Annotated in this window: 17 protein-coding genes; 12 read left to right on the top strand and 5 right to left on the bottom strand. The window is 64.2% G+C overall.

Features of this window, described 5'->3' with window-relative positions; genetic code table 11:
- The first annotated feature begins 61 nt into the window (after nt 1-61).
- Together PQ627_RS12085 and PQ627_RS12080 are read left to right on the top strand one after the other, a co-directional pair.
- Nucleotides 62-1,684 (top strand): glycoside hydrolase family 32 protein, encoded by a 1,623-nt coding sequence (locus PQ627_RS12085; protein WP_274261274.1) that lies wholly within the window; start codon nt 62-64, stop codon nt 1,682-1,684.
- A gap of 100 nt (nt 1,685-1,784) precedes the next feature.
- Nucleotides 1,785-3,533 (top strand): phospho-sugar mutase, encoded by a 1,749-nt coding sequence (locus tag PQ627_RS12080; RefSeq protein WP_274261272.1) that lies wholly within the window; start codon nt 1,785-1,787, stop codon nt 3,531-3,533.
- 9 nt (nt 3,534-3,542) lie between these two features.
- Here the strand turns inward: PQ627_RS12080 and nirD are convergent, their stop codons facing one another.
- On the bottom strand, nt 3,543-3,929 hold the full coding sequence (nirD, locus tag PQ627_RS12075) for a nitrite reductase small subunit NirD (RefSeq protein WP_274261270.1): 387 nt from the start codon (nt 3,927-3,929) through the stop codon (nt 3,543-3,545).
- A 282-nt stretch (nt 3,930-4,211) separates the two neighbouring features.
- On the opposite strand from nirD, the gene nirB reads away from it, so the two are divergent.
- The 3 genes from nirB to PQ627_RS12060 are packed head-to-tail and all read left to right on the top strand — an operon-like array spanning nt 4,212 to nt 9,041.
- A complete protein-coding gene (gene nirB, locus PQ627_RS12070; protein ID WP_274261268.1) occupies nt 4,212-6,824 on the top strand; it encodes a nitrite reductase large subunit NirB in 2,613 nt (870 codons plus the stop codon).
- 12 nt (nt 6,825-6,836) lie between these two features.
- A complete protein-coding gene (gene cobA, locus PQ627_RS12065; protein ID WP_274261266.1) occupies nt 6,837-7,871 on the top strand; it encodes a uroporphyrinogen-III C-methyltransferase in 1,035 nt (344 codons plus the stop codon).
- 12 nt (nt 7,872-7,883) lie between these two features.
- Entirely contained in the window at nt 7,884-9,041 is a 1,158-nt protein-coding gene (locus tag PQ627_RS12060) for a uroporphyrinogen-III synthase (RefSeq protein ID WP_274261264.1), read from the top strand.
- Between the two features lie 13 nt (nt 9,042-9,054).
- Here PQ627_RS12060 and PQ627_RS12055 read toward each other — a convergent pair whose 3' ends face one another.
- The gene (locus PQ627_RS12055; protein WP_274261263.1) at nt 9,055-10,353 is read right to left on the bottom strand and encodes a Y-family DNA polymerase; all 1,299 of its coding nucleotides are present in this window, start codon (nt 10,351-10,353) and stop codon (nt 9,055-9,057) included.
- A 176-nt stretch (nt 10,354-10,529) separates the two neighbouring features.
- Here PQ627_RS12055 and PQ627_RS12050 point away from each other — a divergent pair, with 176 nt between their 5' ends.
- Genes PQ627_RS12050 through PQ627_RS12030 form a run of 5 tightly spaced genes read left to right on the top strand, consistent with a single transcriptional unit; the run spans nt 10,530 to nt 13,867 of the window.
- Nucleotides 10,530-10,880, top strand: coding sequence for an ArsR/SmtB family transcription factor (locus tag PQ627_RS12050; protein ID WP_274261290.1), 351 nt, complete (start codon nt 10,530-10,532; stop codon nt 10,878-10,880).
- Entirely contained in the window at nt 10,877-11,587 is a 711-nt protein-coding gene (locus tag PQ627_RS12045; protein WP_274261261.1) for an aquaporin, read from the top strand. The genes PQ627_RS12050 and PQ627_RS12045 overlap by 4 nt, the downstream gene beginning before the upstream one ends.
- Nucleotides 11,584-12,000 (top strand): arsenate reductase ArsC, encoded by a 417-nt coding sequence (locus PQ627_RS12040; protein WP_274261260.1) that lies wholly within the window; start codon nt 11,584-11,586, stop codon nt 11,998-12,000. Before PQ627_RS12045 ends, PQ627_RS12040 begins: the two co-directional genes overlap by 4 nt.
- Nucleotides 11,997-13,361 carry an NAD(P)-binding domain-containing protein gene (locus PQ627_RS12035; protein ID WP_274261258.1) on the top strand — a complete coding sequence of 455 codons (1,365 nt, stop codon included), beginning with the start codon at nt 11,997-11,999 and terminating at the stop codon, nt 13,359-13,361. The genes PQ627_RS12040 and PQ627_RS12035 overlap by 4 nt, the downstream gene beginning before the upstream one ends.
- Entirely contained in the window at nt 13,358-13,867 is a 510-nt protein-coding gene (locus tag PQ627_RS12030) for a GNAT family N-acetyltransferase (protein ID WP_274261256.1), read from the top strand. Before PQ627_RS12035 ends, PQ627_RS12030 begins: the two co-directional genes overlap by 4 nt.
- A gap of 21 nt (nt 13,868-13,888) precedes the next feature.
- On the opposite strand, the gene PQ627_RS12025 is transcribed toward PQ627_RS12030, so the two are convergent.
- Nucleotides 13,889-15,355: a sugar porter family MFS transporter gene (locus tag PQ627_RS12025; protein WP_274261254.1), complete on the bottom strand. Its 1,467-nt coding sequence runs from the start codon at nt 15,353-15,355 to the stop codon at nt 13,889-13,891.
- Between the two features lie 137 nt (nt 15,356-15,492).
- Here PQ627_RS12025 and PQ627_RS12020 point away from each other — a divergent pair, with 137 nt between their 5' ends.
- Nucleotides 15,493-16,503 carry a LacI family DNA-binding transcriptional regulator gene (locus PQ627_RS12020; RefSeq protein ID WP_274261252.1) on the top strand — a complete coding sequence of 337 codons (1,011 nt, stop codon included), beginning with the start codon at nt 15,493-15,495 and terminating at the stop codon, nt 16,501-16,503.
- On the opposite strand, the gene PQ627_RS12015 is transcribed toward PQ627_RS12020, so the two are convergent.
- Together PQ627_RS12015 and PQ627_RS12010 are read right to left on the bottom strand one after the other, a co-directional pair.
- Nucleotides 16,500-16,931, bottom strand: coding sequence for a LexA family protein (locus PQ627_RS12015; protein WP_144661967.1), 432 nt, complete (start codon nt 16,929-16,931; stop codon nt 16,500-16,502). The two genes, PQ627_RS12020 and PQ627_RS12015, sit on opposite strands and share 4 nt — an antisense overlap.
- Before the next feature lie 171 nt (nt 16,932-17,102).
- Nucleotides 17,103-17,696, bottom strand: a complete 594-nt coding sequence (locus PQ627_RS12010) for a dihydrofolate reductase family protein (RefSeq protein ID WP_274261249.1) — start codon at nt 17,694-17,696, stop codon at nt 17,103-17,105.
- A 113-nt stretch (nt 17,697-17,809) separates the two neighbouring features.
- Between PQ627_RS12010 and PQ627_RS12005 the strand changes: the two genes are divergently transcribed.
- Entirely contained in the window at nt 17,810-18,241 is a 432-nt protein-coding gene (locus PQ627_RS12005) for a hypothetical protein (RefSeq protein WP_274261247.1), read from the top strand.
- Nucleotides 18,242-18,391: the final 150 nt, after the last annotated feature.

Here is an 18,391-nt window from a genome sequence, read left to right as displayed (position 1 = left end):
GGGGGGGCCCCGCCCACACCCCGCCCCCCCCCGCCACCCCCAACCCTTCAGGATTCTTCCCATGACTCATCCCAGCCCCCACCTGTCCCGCCGCCAATTGCTGGCCGCAAGTGCCGCCGTCGTCGTCGCGTTTTCTGCCGCCTCCTGCACGGCAAGCCCGACGCCGGCGCCCACCACGGCGGGCCGGACGCCCACCGCTTCGGATCCGTGGCGGCCCCTGGCACACCTGACGGCCGAGAAGAACTGGCTCAATGATCCCAACGGGCTGATCTACCACGACGGCACGTACCACGCGTTCTACCAGTACAACCCGCGCGCCAATTCATGGGGCAACATGTCGTGGGGCCACTCCACCAGCAAAGACCTCGTCAATTGGGAACAGCAACCGGTAGCCATGGAGGCAAGCGCCGCGGAAGAGATCTTCTCCGGCTGCATGGTGATGGACAGCAACAATGCTTCGGGCCTTGGATCGGCCGGAAACCCGCCGATGGTAGCCCTCTACACCAGCGCCTACGGCAAAAACGGCGCGCTCCCCCCAGGAGCCCAGGCGCAATCAGTCGCGTACAGCCTCGACGGCGGTACCACGTGGCAGAAGTACCCCGGTAATCCTGTGCTCAACCTCGCGCCCACCAACAACAACTTCCGTGACCCCAAAGTCTTCTGGTACGAGCCCGGCCAATACTGGGTGATGACCACCGTGGTGGCCGACGCCCAGGTGGTCAAGCTCTTCAAGTCCACCGACCTGCTCCACTGGGACTACCTCAGCGACTTCTCCGGCGTCGGCGCCCAGGGTGGCCTGTGGGAGGTCCCAGAGCTTTTCCAGATGCCTGTGGAAGGCTCCACGGCGAAGAAGTGGGTCATGGTGCTGAGCATCAACCCAGGCGGCATCGCGGGCGGGTCCGGCATGCAGTACTTCGTGGGGGAATTCGACGGGACCCGTTTCACTGCCGAAAACGTCGCTGCCCCCGACGCTCCGTTGTCAGAGTCGCAATGGCTGGACCACGGAGCGGACTACTACGCCGCCAACTCCATCTCCAACGCGCCCGGGGACAAACCCGTACTGCTGGGCTGGATGGGCAACTGGGATTACGCCCAGAACGTCCCCACCACTCCCTGGCGTGGCTCCATGGCCATTCCCAGGGAACTCACGCTGGTCCGGGGAGAGCGCCGCTATGAGCTCCGTTCCGCAATCGCGGGCACGGCCAGGGAAGCACTGGAACGCCGGGGCGGTGAGATCAACAACAAAAACCTCACCGTGGACTCCTCGATCCAGGACTTGGGAGGGGACTTTGGGGCTCGCACCCAGTTGCTTGAGCTCGATCTGGACCTGTCGTCCGCGCGGGAGGCCGGCGTCATTCTCCGCCGCTCCGCCGACGGCAACTCCGGTTTGCGGATCTCCTACACCAAGGAAAACCGGACGCTGAAGGTGGACCGTTCACAGGCAGGAACCACCAACTTCTCCGAGAAGTTCAGCCCTTACCACCAGGTGTCCCTTCCTTCTACCGGGAGCGACGGGAAGGTCCACCTCACAGTCCTCCTCGATTCCTCGTCGGTGGAGGTCTTTGCCAGGGACGGCGCGGCGGTCATTACGGACACGTTCTTCCCGGATTGGGACGCTGCGGGAACGTCGGTGTTCAGCTTGGACGGAGAGGCCCGCTTCGACGTGCACTCACGTCCGTTCTAAGGCAACCCGGGGTCAGATTTGGCCCATTACGACCCGATTTATGGGCCATATCTGACCCCGCGTTGCCCTTGCCGTGTGCAATGAGGATAGTTTTGTCCCTATGACATCCAGTGATGCCGCACGTGAACAGCTGATCATCGACGCCCGCCAGTGGGCCGCCCAGGACCCCGATCCAACGACGACGGCGGCCCTCCTGGAGCTTGCCGACCTCGCCGCAGCCGGTGATGCGGGAGCGGCCCAGGAACTGGGCGACAGCTTCAACGGCACCCTGCAATTCGGCACGGCGGGCCTCCGCGCCGCCCTCGGTCCCGGGCCCAACCGCATGAACCGCGTGGTGGTCCGCCGGGCGGCAGCAGGACTGGCAGCTTTCCTCACCGAAGCAGTGACCACGGCTGCTCCGGGAACGCGGCCACGCGCCGTCGTCGGCTTTGACGCCCGCTATAACTCGGACATCTTCGCGGAAGAGACAGCGGCGATCTTCACTGCCGCGGGCATCGAAACGTTCCTTATGCCGGCGGCCCTTCCGACGCCGTTGCTCGCCTACGCGGTCAGGAGCCTGGAGTGCGACGGCGGCGTGATGGTCACTGCCAGCCACAACCCGCCGCAGGACAACGGGTACAAGGTCTACTTGGGACGGCATGCGGTGGCTGAGAGTGGCCGTGGGGCGCAGATTGTCGCCCCCTACGATGCCGAAATAGCAGCCAGGATCGAGGCCGTTGGGGCGTTGGAGTCCATCGAACTGGCCGATTCCGGCTGGTCTGTACTGCCGGGGTCGATTGCCTCGGACTACGAAACGTCCATGGCCAAGCTGGTGGATCGGGAGCACTTCCCCGCGCGGGACCTGAAAATTGTTCTGACGCCGATGCATGGCGTGGGCGGCGGGACGGCCGTCTCCGTCCTGAATGCCGCCGGGTTCTCTGATGTCACCCTGGTGGCCGAGCAAGCTGAGCCGGACCCGGACTTCCCCACTGTTGCTTTCCCGAATCCGGAAGAACCCGGCGCACTGGACCTGGCACTCGCCGCTGCCGAGGAGGCCGGCGCTGACATCGTGTTGGCCAATGATCCCGACGCCGATCGCGCTGCGGTTGCTGCCCTGGATCCCGCGACGGGTGCTTGGCGCATGCTGCGTGGCGACGAGGTTGGGGCGTTGCTGGGAGCCCATATCGTGGCCCGGTTGGCTGCCTCCGCTTCCTCGGACGATGCGCACACCGGTGTTTTCGCCAACTCGATCGTGTCCTCACGGCTGCTCTCCCGGATCGCGGTGTCGGCAGGCTTTGCCCACGAAGAAACGCTCACGGGCTTCAAGTGGATTTCCCGGGTTCCCGGCCTCACTTACGGGTACGAGGAAGCATTGGGTTACTGTGTGGCGCCGGAGCTGGTCCGCGACAAGGACGGTATCTCGGCCGCCGTGCTGATCGCCGAGATGGCGGCTGCTGCCAAGGCTGAGGGCAAGTCGATCTTCGACACCCTGGATGACCTGTATCTGGTGCACGGCCTGCACGCGAGCGACCAATTGAGCATCCGTGTGGCCGATCTGGGCCTTCTCGATGCCATGATGAACCGCTTGCGGGTCAACCCGCCCGAAGCGTTTGGAGGTTCAGCCGTCGAAGTGTCCACTGATCTGGCGGAAGGAAGCAACGCCCTGCCTCCCACGGACGGGCTGCTCTACCTCACGCGTGACCAGAGCCGCGTCATCATCCGGCCCAGCGGCACCGAACCCAAGCTCAAGTGCTACCTGGAAGTGATCCGTCCGGTGGAATCGGCAGCGGAACTACCGGAAGCACGCCAAGCGGCGCGGACCGCCCTGGATGATGTGCTTGGCGATGTCCGCGAAGCGCTGGGGCAGTAGCTTTCACATCTATTCCTGGAGCCCAACTTCAACAAAGCCGTCCACGAGGCGGGTAGCGAAGACTTCGAGGCTGAGTTCGGCATTGCTGAAGCATTCACCTGTTTCAAGGTCATAGACCTCTTTGTGGAGCGGTGAAGCGATGGTGGGCCGGCTGCCCCGGGAGCCGATGATTCCGCGCGCCATGACGTTGGCGAGAGTGGCCGGGTCCTGCTGGGCGACGGCAAATACCTCTGAGGGTCCTGTTCGAAAGAGTGCGACCTGCCGCCCTTGAATCAACGCTGCTTCTCCCCAGGCGGGCTCGAGTTCGTCCATAGGGCAAACGCGGTGCCAGGTTATGCCCTCGGCCATTCCCTTGGCATTGTCCAAAGTCCCGGCGCGGTCCAGAATTACGGTCATTTCAGCCCCTCTCACTGTGTCCGGGAGTGCCGTATTCCACTGCCGCATCTGCCGGACCAGGCCACGCTTGTGACCACTCCTCCACGCTAAAACCGGGGTGTTTCGTCCGGGGTGCGCCTTTGTGTCCGATTGGTAAAAGACACCTCACACCCGCGGAAACGCGTTTGTGATGCAGAAGTTAAGACCACGAAACAAACGGGAAACTGAAGCGAAACTGCCCCTTCCTAGGCTGGGACCACACGTTGCGGAGATCCGTCTGCACCATTTGCGAAAGGCCCACCAGTGACCGGACACACTTCAAGCACAGGGACCCCACGTCGCGTCGTCGTCGTCGGCGGCGGACCCGCTGCCCACCGCTTCACCGATGCCATGGTCAATCGCGTTCTTGAAGGCTGGCAGCTCACCGTGCTGACCGAAGAGGCGCACCTCCCCTACGACCGTGTGGCGCTGAGCAAGGCCCTGACGGAAACCAACGTTGACCTCACTCTGGGCGATGCCGCAATGTGGGACCATCCGGCCGTGGAACTGAAGACCGGCGAGCGCGCGGTGAGGATTGATCCCGTTGCCAAGAGCGTCACCACCGCCGCGGGCAGCGTGTACGCCTACGACCAGTTGGTGGTTGCGACGGGCTCTGATGCTGCCCGGCTTCCCATTCCCGGCGCCGAGCACACGCATGTTTACCGCACCCTCGAGGACGTGTGGTCCATCAACAAAGCAATCGCGGAGTTGACCGCGAAACTTGGCCGAAAGGTCAATGCGGTCACCATCGGCGGTGGCCTGCTGGGCCTCGAGTCTGCCGCTGGTACCGAGCAGCTCGGCGCGACCCCTGTTGTCATCAACGGCTCCCCGTGGTTGATGAACACCCAGTTGGATGAAGGTGCGGGCCAGGCTTTGGGCCGTTTGATCGCGGCCAAGGGTTTCGAGGTGCACGGCGGCGTGTTTCCCTCCGAAGTTCTGACGGACGACGACGGCCAGGTCACCGGAGTTCTCATGGCGGACGGCCGTACCATCCCCGCCGACCTGGTGATTGTGGCCATTGGTGTCAGGCCCCGGGATGACCTCTTCCGTGCAGCCGAGGGCGAAGAGCAGATGTTCAGCCTTGGCCCGCGTGGGGGTGTGGTCATCAACGACTTCTGCGCCACCGAGGTGGAGGGCATCTGGGCCATTGGCGAGGTGGCCAACTTTGGTGGGATGTGCCTGGGCCTGGTGGCCCCGGCCAACACCATGGCTGAAATCGTTGCCGACCGGCTGCATGGTGGCGAAGCGACATTCCCCGGCTTCGACACGGCCACCAAACTCAAGCTCTCCGGAGTCGACGTTGCCAGCTTCGGCGACGCCTTTGCCCGCACCGAGCACGCCTTGGAAATCGTCTACGCCGACCCCGCCCGTGGCGTGTACCAGAAGATCGTCACCACCGATGATGCAAAGACCCTCCTGGGCGGCATCTTCGTCGGGGACGCATCTCCGTACATGAGCCTGCGTCCCCTGCTGGGCCGTGAACTGCCTGCCGAACCGGGAGCGTACCTCAGCGCCGCCGGCGGCGGGGAGGCCCCGGAGACAGAACTGCCCGATGACGCGATCCTGTGCTCCTGCAACAACGTGGCTGCCGGTACCATCCGCGACACCATCAACGGTTGCGGCACGTGCGAAGGCAACGCCCCGGTCCAGGAGCTCGGAGAGCTCAAGGGGTGCACCCGGGCCGGAACCCAGTGCGGCTCCTGCGTTCCCATGCTCAAGAAGCTCCTGGAAGGCGAACTCACCAAGTCCGGGATCGAGGTCTCCAAAGCCCTCTGCGAGCACATCAGCCTCTCCCGCCAGGAACTCTTCGATGCCATCCGTGTCCTGGAGCTCACCTCCTTCGAGGAGATCATGGCCAAGTACGGCACGGGTGCAGGCTGCGATATCTGCAAGCCGACCATTGCCTCGATACTGGCCAGCCAGCACTCCGCCTATGTTTTGGACGCCGGCCGCGGCTCGCTGCAGGACACCAACGACCGCGCTTTGGCCAATATGCAGAAGGACGGAACCTATTCGGTGGTCCCCCGCATCGCCGGTGGTGAAATCACCCCCAAGGGTCTTGGGGTCATCGCAGCAGTGGCCGAGAAGTACAACCTCTACACCAAGATCACTGGTGGCCAGCGGATCGATATGTTCGGTGCCCGGCTTGAGCAACTGCCGGACATCTGGAAGGAACTGGTGGACGCGGGCTTCGAGTCGGGCCAGGCCTACGGGAAGAGCCTGCGCACAGTGAAGTCCTGCGTCGGATCCACGTGGTGCCGCTTTGGCGTACAGGATTCCGTGGCCATGGCCATCGCACTGGAACTGCGCTACCGGGGCCTGCGCAGTCCCCACAAACTCAAGATGGGTGTTTCCGGATGCGCCCGAGAGTGCGCCGAAGCCAGGGGCAAGGACGTCGGCGTGATCGCGACGGCCGATGGCTGGAACCTCTATGTGGGAGGCAACGGCGGCGCCACTCCGGCCCACGCCAAGTTGCTCGCCAAGGACCTCGACGAAGAAACGCTGCTGAAGTACATCGACCGCTATCTGATGTACTACATCCGCACCGCCGACCGCCTCCAGCGCACCGCCCGCTGGCAGGAAGAGCTCGACGGCGACATCAAGCACGTCGAGGACGTGGTGGTTCACGATTCCCTGGGTATTGCCGCCGAACTTGAAGCCGCGATGGCCAAGCACATCGACACCTACCAGGATGAGTGGGCAGAGACCTTGAAGGACCCGGAGCGCCTCCGCCGTTTCCGCTCCTTCGTCAACGCCCCCGACCAGAAGGACGAGTCCATTGCCTTCGTTCCGGAGCGCGGCCAGATCCGCCCCGCCACGAATGAAGAAAAGGGCGGCGTGCTCATCGCCTCCACCATCCCGGTCCGCAGCGAATAACAAGGGGTCCCTATGCAGCTCACCATTGATCTCACCGGCCGCGATGTGTTGGTCACAGGATCCGACAAGACCGCCCGGCAAGCCGTCCGCCGCTACCAGCACGCCGGCGCCACCGTCCACCGCCTCAGCACTCCGGACGCGGTGCCGGCCAACGGCCAGCTCCCGGATCGCCCGTTCCTGGTAGCCGTAGTGGACGACGGCGACGACCGTTGGGCCGCGCTGGTGGACCGCTGCCGCGCCGCGGGCATCCCCGTGGCGTTTGAGCCGGCACCGGGGGCGGCCGGACACGTGACCCTGGTGGGTGGAGGACCAGGCGCACTGGACTTGCTGACGGTAGGTGCCGTGAACGCTTTGCGGGATGCCGACGTCGTGTTCTACGACCGTTTGGCCCCCTGCCAGGAACTGGCGGACCTGACCTCCGCGGAGCTTGTGGATGTCGGAAAACAGCCTGGCCTGCACAAGGTGACGCAGCGTGGGATCGAAAAGCTCATGGTGGAAGCGGCACTGCTCGGCAAGAACGTCGTCAGGCTCAAGGGCGGCGACCCGTATGTATTTGGACGTGGCGGCGAGGAGGTTGCGGCGTGCGTCGCAGCCGGCGTTCCAGTCCGGGTTGTTTCGGGTGTCACCAGCGCCATCTCCGTACCTGCCGCCGCTGGGATTCCAGTAACGCACCGGGAGGTGAGCCACATGTTCACAGTGGTCTCCGGCCACGCCCCTTTGACGGAGAAGGAACACACCCACCTCGCAGGCCTGGGCGGCACCATCGTGGTCCTCATGGGCATAGGAACCCTGCCACAGCTCGCCGCCGGCCTGCGCCGGGCGGGGATGACATCCGACATGCCCATGGCCGTTGTGGAACGTGGCTACCGACCCGGCCAGCGCACCACCATCGCCGACCTCGGTAGTATCGAAACAGCGGCGACCGGCTGCAGCAACCCGGCCGTTTTGGTCATCGGTGAAGTGGTCCGGGTGGCCGAAGCCAACCGGAATCACGCCGAAGCATCCGCTGAACTGAGCCGACTCGCGGCTTCGCTCCTTGAAGCCTGAAGGTAAATAGATATGACTGTTGCACGTGCCATCGAAGCCCTGGACCCCAATGCCGCACCGGACACCGTAGAGGCCGCCGAAGCACCCCTGGATGGATTCCGGATTGGCGTCACCTCGCACCGCCGTTCCCGTGACCTGATCGAGGCCCTTGAGCGGCGCGGCGCGAGCGTCCTGCACGCTCCGGCGTTGAAGATCGCCCCGGTCCAAGAGGACATGATCCTCATCGAAGACACCCGCACCATCATCGAGGCCAAGCCTGATATCTGCATAGCCACCACTGCCTATGGCATGCGTCGTTGGTGCGAGGCGGCCGATTCCTTCGGCATCGGGGAGCAACTGCTGGAGACCCTGTCCGCGTGCCGCATGTTCGTCAGGGGACCCAAGGCCCGCGGCGCCGTGCGGGCGGCGGGTTTGGCCGACGTCGGAATCAGCAGTGACGAGACCACGGCCACCCTGGTGGACATGCTGCTGGTGGAGGGTGTGCGCGGCAAGACCGTGGCAGTGCAGTTGCACGGGTACACGGACGTTCGCCAACTGGAGCGGCTCCGCATGTCGGGAGCGACTGTCTTGACGGTGACTCCCTACCGCTGGGTCAAGCCTGATGGCGAGGACAAATTGCCGCGCCTGATCGAGGCCGTCGTTAATGGCAATCTCGACGTCCTGACCTTCACCAGTGCCCCGGCCGTGGACGCCATGTGGAGCACCGCGCACGAAATGGGCCTGTACCGACAACTCATCGAGGCGCTCAAGGGTCCCGTGACCGTTGCCGCCGTGGGGCCTGTCACGGCACAGCCACTGGTCGACGCCGGGCTGACTCCCCTGATCCCCGACCGCTACCGCATGGGTGCGCTCATCCGCCTCGTCACCGAGCACCTGTCGCTGAACCACGTGCGACGCCTGGAGACCAAGACGGCCACGATCGAGCTGCGCGGGCGTTGCCTTCGGATAGACGGCGAAGTGGTGGAACTGGCACCGGCTCCCCTCCTGCTGTTGCGGGCGCTCCTTGGGGCAGGAGGTGCGGTCTTGTCGCGTGAAGCGTTGTCGGATCTTTTGGATCTGCGGGGCTCCGTACATGCCCTGGACATGACGGTCAGCCGGCTGCGGTCCTCGCTCCCTGACGGAAAGCTCGTGGAAACAGTGGTGAAGCGCGGATACCGACTGCGCGCCTAGCAGCTCCGTCACGCTACGCCGCCTTTACCAAGGGAAGTTCGTCCCAATTGGTGGTGTAGCGGGGGCTGAGCATGTCCCGCTTCATGGACCAGTCCGGTCCACCCTTGATGCCCGCATGTCCGAGGCCGATGGAGCCGCGGCCGTAGCGTTTGCTCACTTCCTCCAGCAGGCTCCCAATGCCGCGTTCCTCATGCCGGTTCTCGAAGATCTCCAAGGGCTTTTGGTTGCCGGTGGGACGGAGGTCGGTGACCATGATGCCGGCCTTGGCGTACTTTGTTCCCTCCTGGATCTTCGGCACCAGGGCGTGGGCGGCTTTCGTCAGCAGGACAGGGTCCGACGTCGGCATGGGGAGTGAGACGTTGACGGTCGGAAACGATTTGTCGTTCGGGTTGTAGACCGATGTTGCCGCGAACGCTGTCAAGAGCTTGGCTTGGAGATCGTGTTTGGCCAGTCGGGCGCTTGCCATCTGACCGTAGACGCTCAGCACCTGCCGCAGCTGGGCCGTCGTCGTAATCGGCGTGGAGAAGGAGCGCGAGAAGATCAACTGGTCCCGCCCGATCCGTTCCTCTTCCATGGGGATGCACGGGGTACCCTGCAGCTCCAGGACCGTGCGCATCATGACGATGGAAAACTTGTCGCGCAAGGCAACAGGCTCGGCGCGGACCAGGTCCAGGATCGAGTAGATTCCCATGGCATTCAGGCGCTTGGTGAGCCTGGTGGCGACGCCCCAGATCTCGATGACCGAAAGCCGGGCCATAAGCGCCTCACGCTCGGCTTCCGGGACCGAATCCCAGCGGCACACCCCATTGAAGGCAGGATTGTGTTTGGCCCACTTGTTGGCGAGTTTGGCAAGCGTTTTGGTGCGGGCGATTCCAACGCACACCGGAACCCCGACATTCCTGCGGCAGGCCTCTTTGATGGAGCGACCCAGGTGCAAGAGTTCCTCCGGGCGGCCTTTGACGCCCAGGAACGCCTCATCGATCGAATACACCTCTTGCCAGGCGGAGTAGCGCTGCAACAACTCCATGACCCGTGAGCTGATGTCACCGTACAACTCGTAATTGCTGGACAGGGCAATGAGTCCCCACTCCTTTGCCCGTGGAGCCAGCTTGAACCACGGATCCCCCAGGCCAATGCCAAGCCGCTTTGCCTCAGGCGACCTGGTGACAGCGCAGCCATCGTTGTTGGAAAGGACGATCAGCGGTCTGCCCTCCAAAGCAGGGTTGAAAGCCCGTTCCGCCGAGGCATAGAAGCAGTTGATGTCCACGTGGGCGATCTCCTGCATGCGGTGCATTAGGGCTGGCCTGGACATGCTCCTCCTTGGCTCGGCAATACCATGCGCGCCCACCGAATCCGGAGGGACACGCCAATTATTCGAAGATAAATTCGAATAATTCAACTGTACCTCGCGCCCCCGACAATAAAACTGCCCTGCCATCGCGAGGGCTTGCTTAACATATTGATGAGTGTAAATATTTACCTGTGTCTATGTCTTTGGAACTGACCCCGGTCCAGGCCGTTGCCTGCTGCTCGCCGCTGGCACGCGAGCCATTGTCGGAAAAGGAAGCCGACGGCGTTGCGCCGCTGTTGAAAGCTTTGGCGGATCCCGTGCGGTTGCGGCTGATGTCCTTGGTGGCCTCACACGAGGGCGGGGAAGCATGCGTCTGCGACCTGAACGATGCCTTCGAGTTGTCGCAGCCGACCATCAGCCACCACCTGAAAGTGCTGCACGAAGCCGGTTTGCTGGACCGGGAAAAGCGCGGAGTCTGGGTCTACTACAAGGCCCGCACCGAAGCCCTGCAGAACCTGGCAGCCTTGATCGGTGGACAGGCTCAGTGAACCCGGTCCTCGTCCGCGGCGCCGCAGCGGAGTTCCTCGGCACCTGCCTCTTGGTCGCTGCCGTGGTTGGTTCCGGAGTGATGGCCTCCCGGCTGTCACCGAACGACGTCGGGCTGCAGCTGCTGCAGAACAGCCTCGCCACTGGCGCGGCTTTGGCCGCGTTGATCCTTGCCCTGCAGCCGGTCTCAGCCTCCTTCAATCCTGTGGTCACCTTGGTCGAACGGGCCCTTGGAATGATCGACACCCGGGCTGCAGCCCTTTTGGTTGCGGCTCAGGTGCTGGGTGGATTGGCCGGGACTGTCGCGGCGAACCTGATGTTCGACCTGGCTCCGGTCACGTTGTCCACCCATGAACGCTCCGGTCCTGGTCTGTGGCTGGCAGAGGTCATAGCTACGGCAGGGCTGCTGGTCATCGTGTTTGGGACCATCCGTTCCGGACGCGCCGACCGGGTGGCTTTCGCCGTCGGCGGTTACATCACCGCTGCGTACTGGTTCACTTCCTCCACAAGCTTCGCCAACCCCGCCGTCACGATCGCCCGAACCATCACGGACACCTTCGCAGGGATCGCACCGGCCTCCGCGCCGGGTTTCATCGCCGCCCAACTGGTCGGCGGTGCCCTCGGCTTGGTCCTGGTTCGTTTCCTCTATCCCCAAACCACTGATGTTGCCGCAGCTGATGCCGCGGACGATCGAAAGGTGCACTCATGAGCGTCAAACCCTCCGTCCTGTTCGTTTGCGTCCACAACGCCGGACGGTCTCAAATGGCCGCCGCATTCCTGACCACCCTGGGCAGGGGCGCCATCGAGGTCCGCTCCGCAGGTTCCCAACCTGCCAGCCAGGTCAACCCCGCAGCGGTTGAGGCGATGGCCGAGATCGGGATCGACATGTCCGCCGAAATCCCCAAGATTCTCACCACCGAGGCCGTGAAGGACTCCGACGTCGTGATCACCATGGGCTGCGGGGACGAATGCCCGTACTTCCCGGGTAAACGCTACGAAGACTGGGTCCTGGAAGACCCCGCAGGCAAAGGCGTCGACTCCGTCCGGCCCATCCGCGACGAGATTAAAACCCGGGTCGAGGCCCTGATTGCCAGCCTCACGCCGGCGGGAGCCCAGCAATGACCGGGCACGATTCCCTGCCCGTCGCGGTGATCGGCGCGGGGCCGGTCGGGCTGGCCGCGGCCGCGCACTTGCTCGAACGCGGACTCGAACCCCTGGTGATCGAGGCCGGACCCACCGTTGGTCCCGCTATCAAAGGGTGGGGGCATGTTCGAGTCTTCTCTACCTGGAAATACAACCTCGACTCCGCTGCCGTCCGACTGCTCCAGCGAACTGGCTGGGAAGCGCCCCGCCCGACCGCGCTGCCCTATGGGCTCGAAATCGTCACCCAATATCTCGAACCCTTGGCCGCAACCCAGGAACTCAAGCAGAGGATCCGCACCGGTTCAAAGGTGGTTGCCGTGACCCGGCAAGGGATGGATAAAGGCCGAAGCCAGGGCCGCGACCAGGCACCCTTCGTCCTGCAGGTTCAGGACGACGACGGCCAAACCACCGAGGTTTTGGCGCGGGCCGTCATCGATGCCTCAGGAACGTGGAACAGCCCCGCTCCGCTTGGCTCCAACGGCCTCCCGGTTCCCGGCGAAGCCAAAGCCCGCGCCGCCGGGATCATCACCGGAGCCCTACCCGATGTCACCCAGGATGGTTTCGCCGGCCACCGGACCCTCGTCGTCGGGTCCGGTCACTCGGCCGCGAACATGGTCCTGGATCTCGCCCGCCTTGCCCGCACCCATCCCGGCACCACAGTCGTCTGGGCCATCCGCGCCGAGACCCCCGCAAGGGCTTACGGTGGCGGTAACGCCGACGAACTCCCCGCCCGCGGCCAGCTGGGCACACGCCTGCGCACCGCCGTCGAGACCGGTGCCGTCCAGCTCCTGACCGGCTTCCGCACCCTAAGCGTCGAGACCAGCGGCGCTGCCGTGATCGTCCACGCAACTGACGGCCGGACGGTGGAGGTTGACCGGGTGATCCCGGCCACCGGCTTCCGCCCGGACCTGGGCATCCTTACCGAACTGCGGCTGGAGCTGGACCCGGCGGTCGACGCCCCCAAAGCGCTGGGACCACTGATTGACCCGGACTTCCATAGCTGCGGCACCGTCCCAGCGCACGGCGCGCGGATCCTGGCCCACCCCGAGAAGGACTTTTACCTGGCAGGAATGAAGTCCTATGGCCGGGCACCGACCTTCCTCATGGCCACCGGCTACGAACAAGTGCGCTCCATCGCCGCCGCCCTGGCCGGCGACACAGCAGCAGCAGAAGCTTTGGAACTGGAACTTCCCGAAACAGGGGTCTGCTCCACCAGCCTTCCCGCAGATGGGCAAGACGCGGCAGATTCGTGCTGCGGGTCCGCCAAACCAGAACCGGTCACGATTGGCTTCGCTACCAGGCTGGTCCACGGCCGCATCGGGGAACCAGCCGCACCATGACCGGTACCAACCACCTGCTGATCCGCCGGATGGAGCACGCCGACTGGCCGGCGGTCGAAGCGATCTGGGCCGCGGGCATCGCTTCAGGCCATTCCACCTTCGAACCCTCACCGCCCAGCTGGGAAGACTTCGACGCTACCCGTCACCCCCAGCTCCGCCTCGTTGCCGAAGACCACGGCAACATCGTGGGCTGGGTCGCCGCGTCACCCGTTTCGTCAAGGACGGTCTATCGCGGCGTCGTCGAGCACTCCATCTACATCGCCCAGGAGGCCCGCGGCCGAGGCTACGGGGCCCAACTCCTCGACGCCTTCGTCCGCAGGACCGAAGAGGAAGGGATATGGACCATCCAATCCAACATCTTCCCCGAGAACGCCGCCTCCATAGCCCTGCACCAACGACACGGTTTCACCGTCGTGGGCACCCGGCAAAGGATTGGACTCATGAGCTACGGGCCGGCCGCCGGCTCCTGGAGGGACACCGTCTTGCTCGAACGCCGCGCCGAATAACAACCGGAAGCAGATACGCAGCTAGGAGCGCGCAGAGGAATCCTTGCGGTGCACCAAATAGATGGCGCCGGTGCTGACGTCTTCTTCGAGCGCTTCCAGCGTGCGCCCGCGGGTCTCCGGGACCTGGGTGTAGATGAAGACGAGGGCCGCGATACCCACAACACCGAACAGGAAGAACGTCCCTGTGATGCCCACGCCAGCGACCAGGCTGGGAAAGAACAGGCCCAGCAGCGCGTTGGCAATCCAGAGGCAGAACACCGAAAGGCCGATGGCGAAACCGCGAACGTGCAGCGGGAAGATTTCGGACAGCATCACCCACACGGCGATGTTCAGGAACGTCTGCATCGAGCCAACGAAGGCCACCACCAGGAACAGGATCACGAACGGTCGGGCCGCATTTCCCACAGGAAGCAGGATTGAAGCTATGCCAATAAGGAAGTGGCACGCAGTGGTCAGCGTGAAGCCCAGGAGCAGTGTGGTTCGGCGGTTGACGCGCTGCATCAAGGTCAGGGCGATCACGCCCCCAACCACCGCGATCACCCCGGGAGCGATATTGGCGATGAGCGCCGCATTGGAGTCGAATCCGGCCTCGACCAGCACGGACTGACCGTAGTACATGATCGAATTGATGCCCGTCAGCTGCTGCGCCACCCCGAGGCCAATGCCGACCAGGATGATGCGCAGAATCCATTTATCCTTCAGTGCACCCCAGGAGGTTGCCTTGGAAGCCCGCTCCTCGTCGGCGAGGTGCTTGATGTCCGCCATTTCAGCCTCGGCACGCTCCACCGAGCGGATGGTCTTGAGGACTGCCAAGGCCTCTTCCCAGCGCCCCTTGGAAATCAGCCAGCGAGGAGATTCGGGCATCCGGAGCATGCCGAAGAACAGTGCGATGGCAGGCAGCGCGGCGACTGCCAGCATGACGCGCCACACTCCCCCGAACTCTCCCCAGATGTTGCCGATGATGGCGTTGACCACGAAGGCAGCGAGCTGGCCGATGACAATCATGAGCTCGTTGCGCCCGGCCAGCGATCCACGGATCTCGTAGGGCGCCAGCTCGGCCAGGAAGACGGGCACCACAGTGGACGCTCCGCCGACAGCCAGGCCCAGAATGACGCGCCCCAGGACCATGACTTCAAAATTCGGCGCGAAGACGCAGGCGATGGTTCCAGCCAGGAAGAGCACCGCGAGCAGGAGGATGGATTTCCGGCGGCCCCAGGAATCCGACAGGCGTCCACCGCCCACGGCCCCGGCCGCTGCGCCGAACAGCAGTGAGCTGGTGACGATCCCCTCCGTCAGGGGTGTCAGCCCAAGGTCGGCTGTCATGGGCCGCAGGGCGCCGTTGATGACACCAGTGTCATAGCCGAACAACAGCCCGCCGAACGTGGCAACCAAAGCTACAAGGCCAAGGCGCTTCCGGTGCGGACCGTTGGTCAGCGGAGGAAGGGCGGCCCCGGGGGCACCTTCCCGCTGCAATTGCGTTGCAGACATCAGGACTCCTTTGTCAGTGTGTTGCGGATCATAAATAACCGCTCTGGAACCAGACTAACGCGCGAAAGGCTTAAATGTAAGGTCAAACTAACAAACACCTCATTTTGTCCTTTCTGTGACATGGGAGGATGGAGGGCATGGCCGCCGACCGCCCACACCGACCCGCAACGCAAAGTGATGTAGCCCGCGAAGTGGGTGTCTCCAGAACGCTGGTGTCATTCGCCTTCCGGGGAGCACCAGGAGTCAGCGGCGAAACCAAGGAAGCCATCTTCGACGCCGCCAAGCGTCTGGGATACCGACCCAACGCGGCCGCCGCCGACCTGGCACGCAAGCACCGTTCCGCCGTCGGGCTTTACTTGATGGATATCCGCAACGAGGTCTACGCCGACATCCTCAGCGGCGTGCGCATGGCCCTTCCGCAGGAAGGGAACCGGCTCATCCTGAGCGTATCCCGGTCCGTGGACGGCGTTGACCGGGGCGCGCTGGAGTCCCTCATAGAGGCCCGGGCGGGGATCATCATCGCTGCGACGCTGCTGGATCCTGACGAGCAAGTGCAGGAATTGGCGCAGATCGTGCCACTGGTCAGCGTCACCCGGCCGGTACCGGGCGTTGACAGCGTGTACTCGGACGATGTCGAGGGTGCGCGGGCGGCCACGGAGCACCTCCTTGGCCTCGGGCACCGCCGCATCGCCCACATTGCCGGACCCGATTACGACGGACATACCGTCCGACGTCGCAGTTACCAGAAGACCATGCACGACGCCGGGCTGAAGCCCCTGACGCTTGCGGCCGAAGACTTCACCCAGGAAGCCGGGCAACGGGCCGCCACCGCCCTTCTGGCCCAAGGGGACCGACCCACGGCGATCTTCACCCACAACGACCAACTGGCCCTGGGCGCCCGCGAGGCCGCCCACACCCTGGGACTGTCCATCCCGGAGGACCTGTCGCTGGTGGGCTACGACGATTCGAGGATCGCCAAGCTGCACGGCATCGGCCTCACCACGGTCAACCTCCACGCGGTCGCCCTGGGCCAGGCCGCGGGCATGATTGCTCTTGAACGGCTCAAGAATCCGGATGCACCCGTCGCGGACCGGAAACTGACGCCGGAACTGGTCATCCGCAGTTCGACGGCACCACCGGCGGCCTAGACATGGTGGAGGCACGTCGTCGCTACGCCCCAGATGGTCAGCTCCGACAACGCCGCTACCTTGATGTCCGGGAAGGCGGGGTTGTCCGCCTGCAGCACCACGCCCGTCGGGGTGATACGCAACCTTTTGATGGTCAGCTCACCGTCCAAAACAGCGACGACGACGGACCCGTCCTTGGGTTCCAACGCCCGGTTGACGATCAACTCGTCGCCGTCGCTGATCCCGGCAGCTTCCATGGACTGGCCGGTGACCCGCACGACGAAAGTGCTGGTGACGTCCTTGATCAGGTGCTCATTGAGGTCAATCCTGCCATCGAAGTAATCCTGCGCCGGCGAGGGATACCCCGCCGCCACAGCCACGGGAGCCAGCAGCACCGACATCAAGGAAAAGCCCGCATCTATCACGCGGGGGCCGACTATCACGCCCACAACACACCTTTATTCGAATATATGTTCGATACTTGAGTGTACAGCGATCGGCGGACATTCCATGCGGTTCCCGGCGAGTTCGCGGGAACGGTGCGAGCTCGCAGGGAAGCTTCCGGCGAATTGGCAACTTTCCCGCGAACTCGGCAATGCCAGAGCGCCGGCTGGCAGCCCCTAGCCGACCTTGTACCGCAGGTGCGAGACCAGGCTGGTTCCCCGGACCTCCAGGGGCTCCAGCTTCAACTCCCCTACCTCATCCAGCAAGCGCTCGCCGCCGCCCAGGACCACCGGCGCGACGTGGAGCCGCAGCTCGTCGATCAGGCCGGCTGACAAGAACTGCCTGGCTGTCGAAGCACCTCCGGCTATGGCAACGTTCTTCCCACCCGCAGCGTCCTTGGCGCGTGCGAGCACCGACTCGATGTCGTCATTGACGAAGTGGAACGTGGTGCCGCCGTCCATCACCAGGGGCTCATGCTCGTGGGAGGTCAGCACGAAAACCGGGGCATGGTAGGGCGGTTCTTCACCCCACCAGCCGCGCCATTCCTTCTCCCAGAGCCCTTCCCCCGGCCCGGCGAACATGTTCCGGCCCATGATGTACGCGCCGGCTTCGAGTATCCCGGCCACCTCGGCCGCGTTGATGTCGCGTTCTTTGAACTGCCACCGGTGCAGTTTTTCTCCGCCTTCACCGAGCGGTTGCTCCCGGCTCTGGTGCGGACCGGCAACGTAGCCGTCAAGGGACACAGTGAGATCACACGTAACGAGGGTCATGGGCCCATCCTGCCATTGGGCCAGGCAGCACGACCAGACCCGGCACACCCTATGCGGCGGACCCGGCTGGTTCTACCCTGAAGCTGTCGGCACGCACGAAAAAGAAGGCGGTCATGGCACGGAATCCTGAACCTGCGCTGGAGCAGCTCAACGTCCTTGTTGGCGTCTGGGAGACTACCATTCCCACGGCACAAACACACGGCCGGACCAGCCTCGAGTGGCTGGAAGGTGGCGGTTTCCTGATCCAGCGCTCCACAGTCCAACGGCCGGAGTATCCCAACGCCGTCAGCATCATCGGTACCACCGGCTCTGACGGTGCCTTCCAGCAGCACTACTTCGACTCCCGCGGCGTCGCCCGGATCTACGACATGACACTGAAGGACGACGTGTGGACGCTCTTCAGGGACGGACCGGACTGGCCGCAGCGGTTCGTAGGCCGGTTCAGCGAAGACCGGAACACCATCACCGCCCGTCTGGAGCGCGGAACGTACCCGGGCGGACCGCTGGAGCACGACTTCGACATGGTCTACGCGCGGATCCTTTGACAGCCGGGCAATAACAGCATTAGTCCACCTCATTTACAGATCCACTGCCCGGTGGGAACATAAGGCCCATAGTCCGCGGAGGCAACGCCCGGCCACGCCGGCGCCCTCTGCCGCTGCCATGTAGTCAGCTCTCCTCTGAGAGGAACGGCC

This window comes from Paenarthrobacter sp. AB444 (assembly GCF_028736865.1).
GTDB lineage: Bacteria > Actinomycetota > Actinomycetes > Actinomycetales > Micrococcaceae > Arthrobacter > Arthrobacter nicotinovorans_B.
Note: the sequence above shows the minus strand (reverse complement) of the source record. Positions and strands in the feature narration are given on the sequence as shown.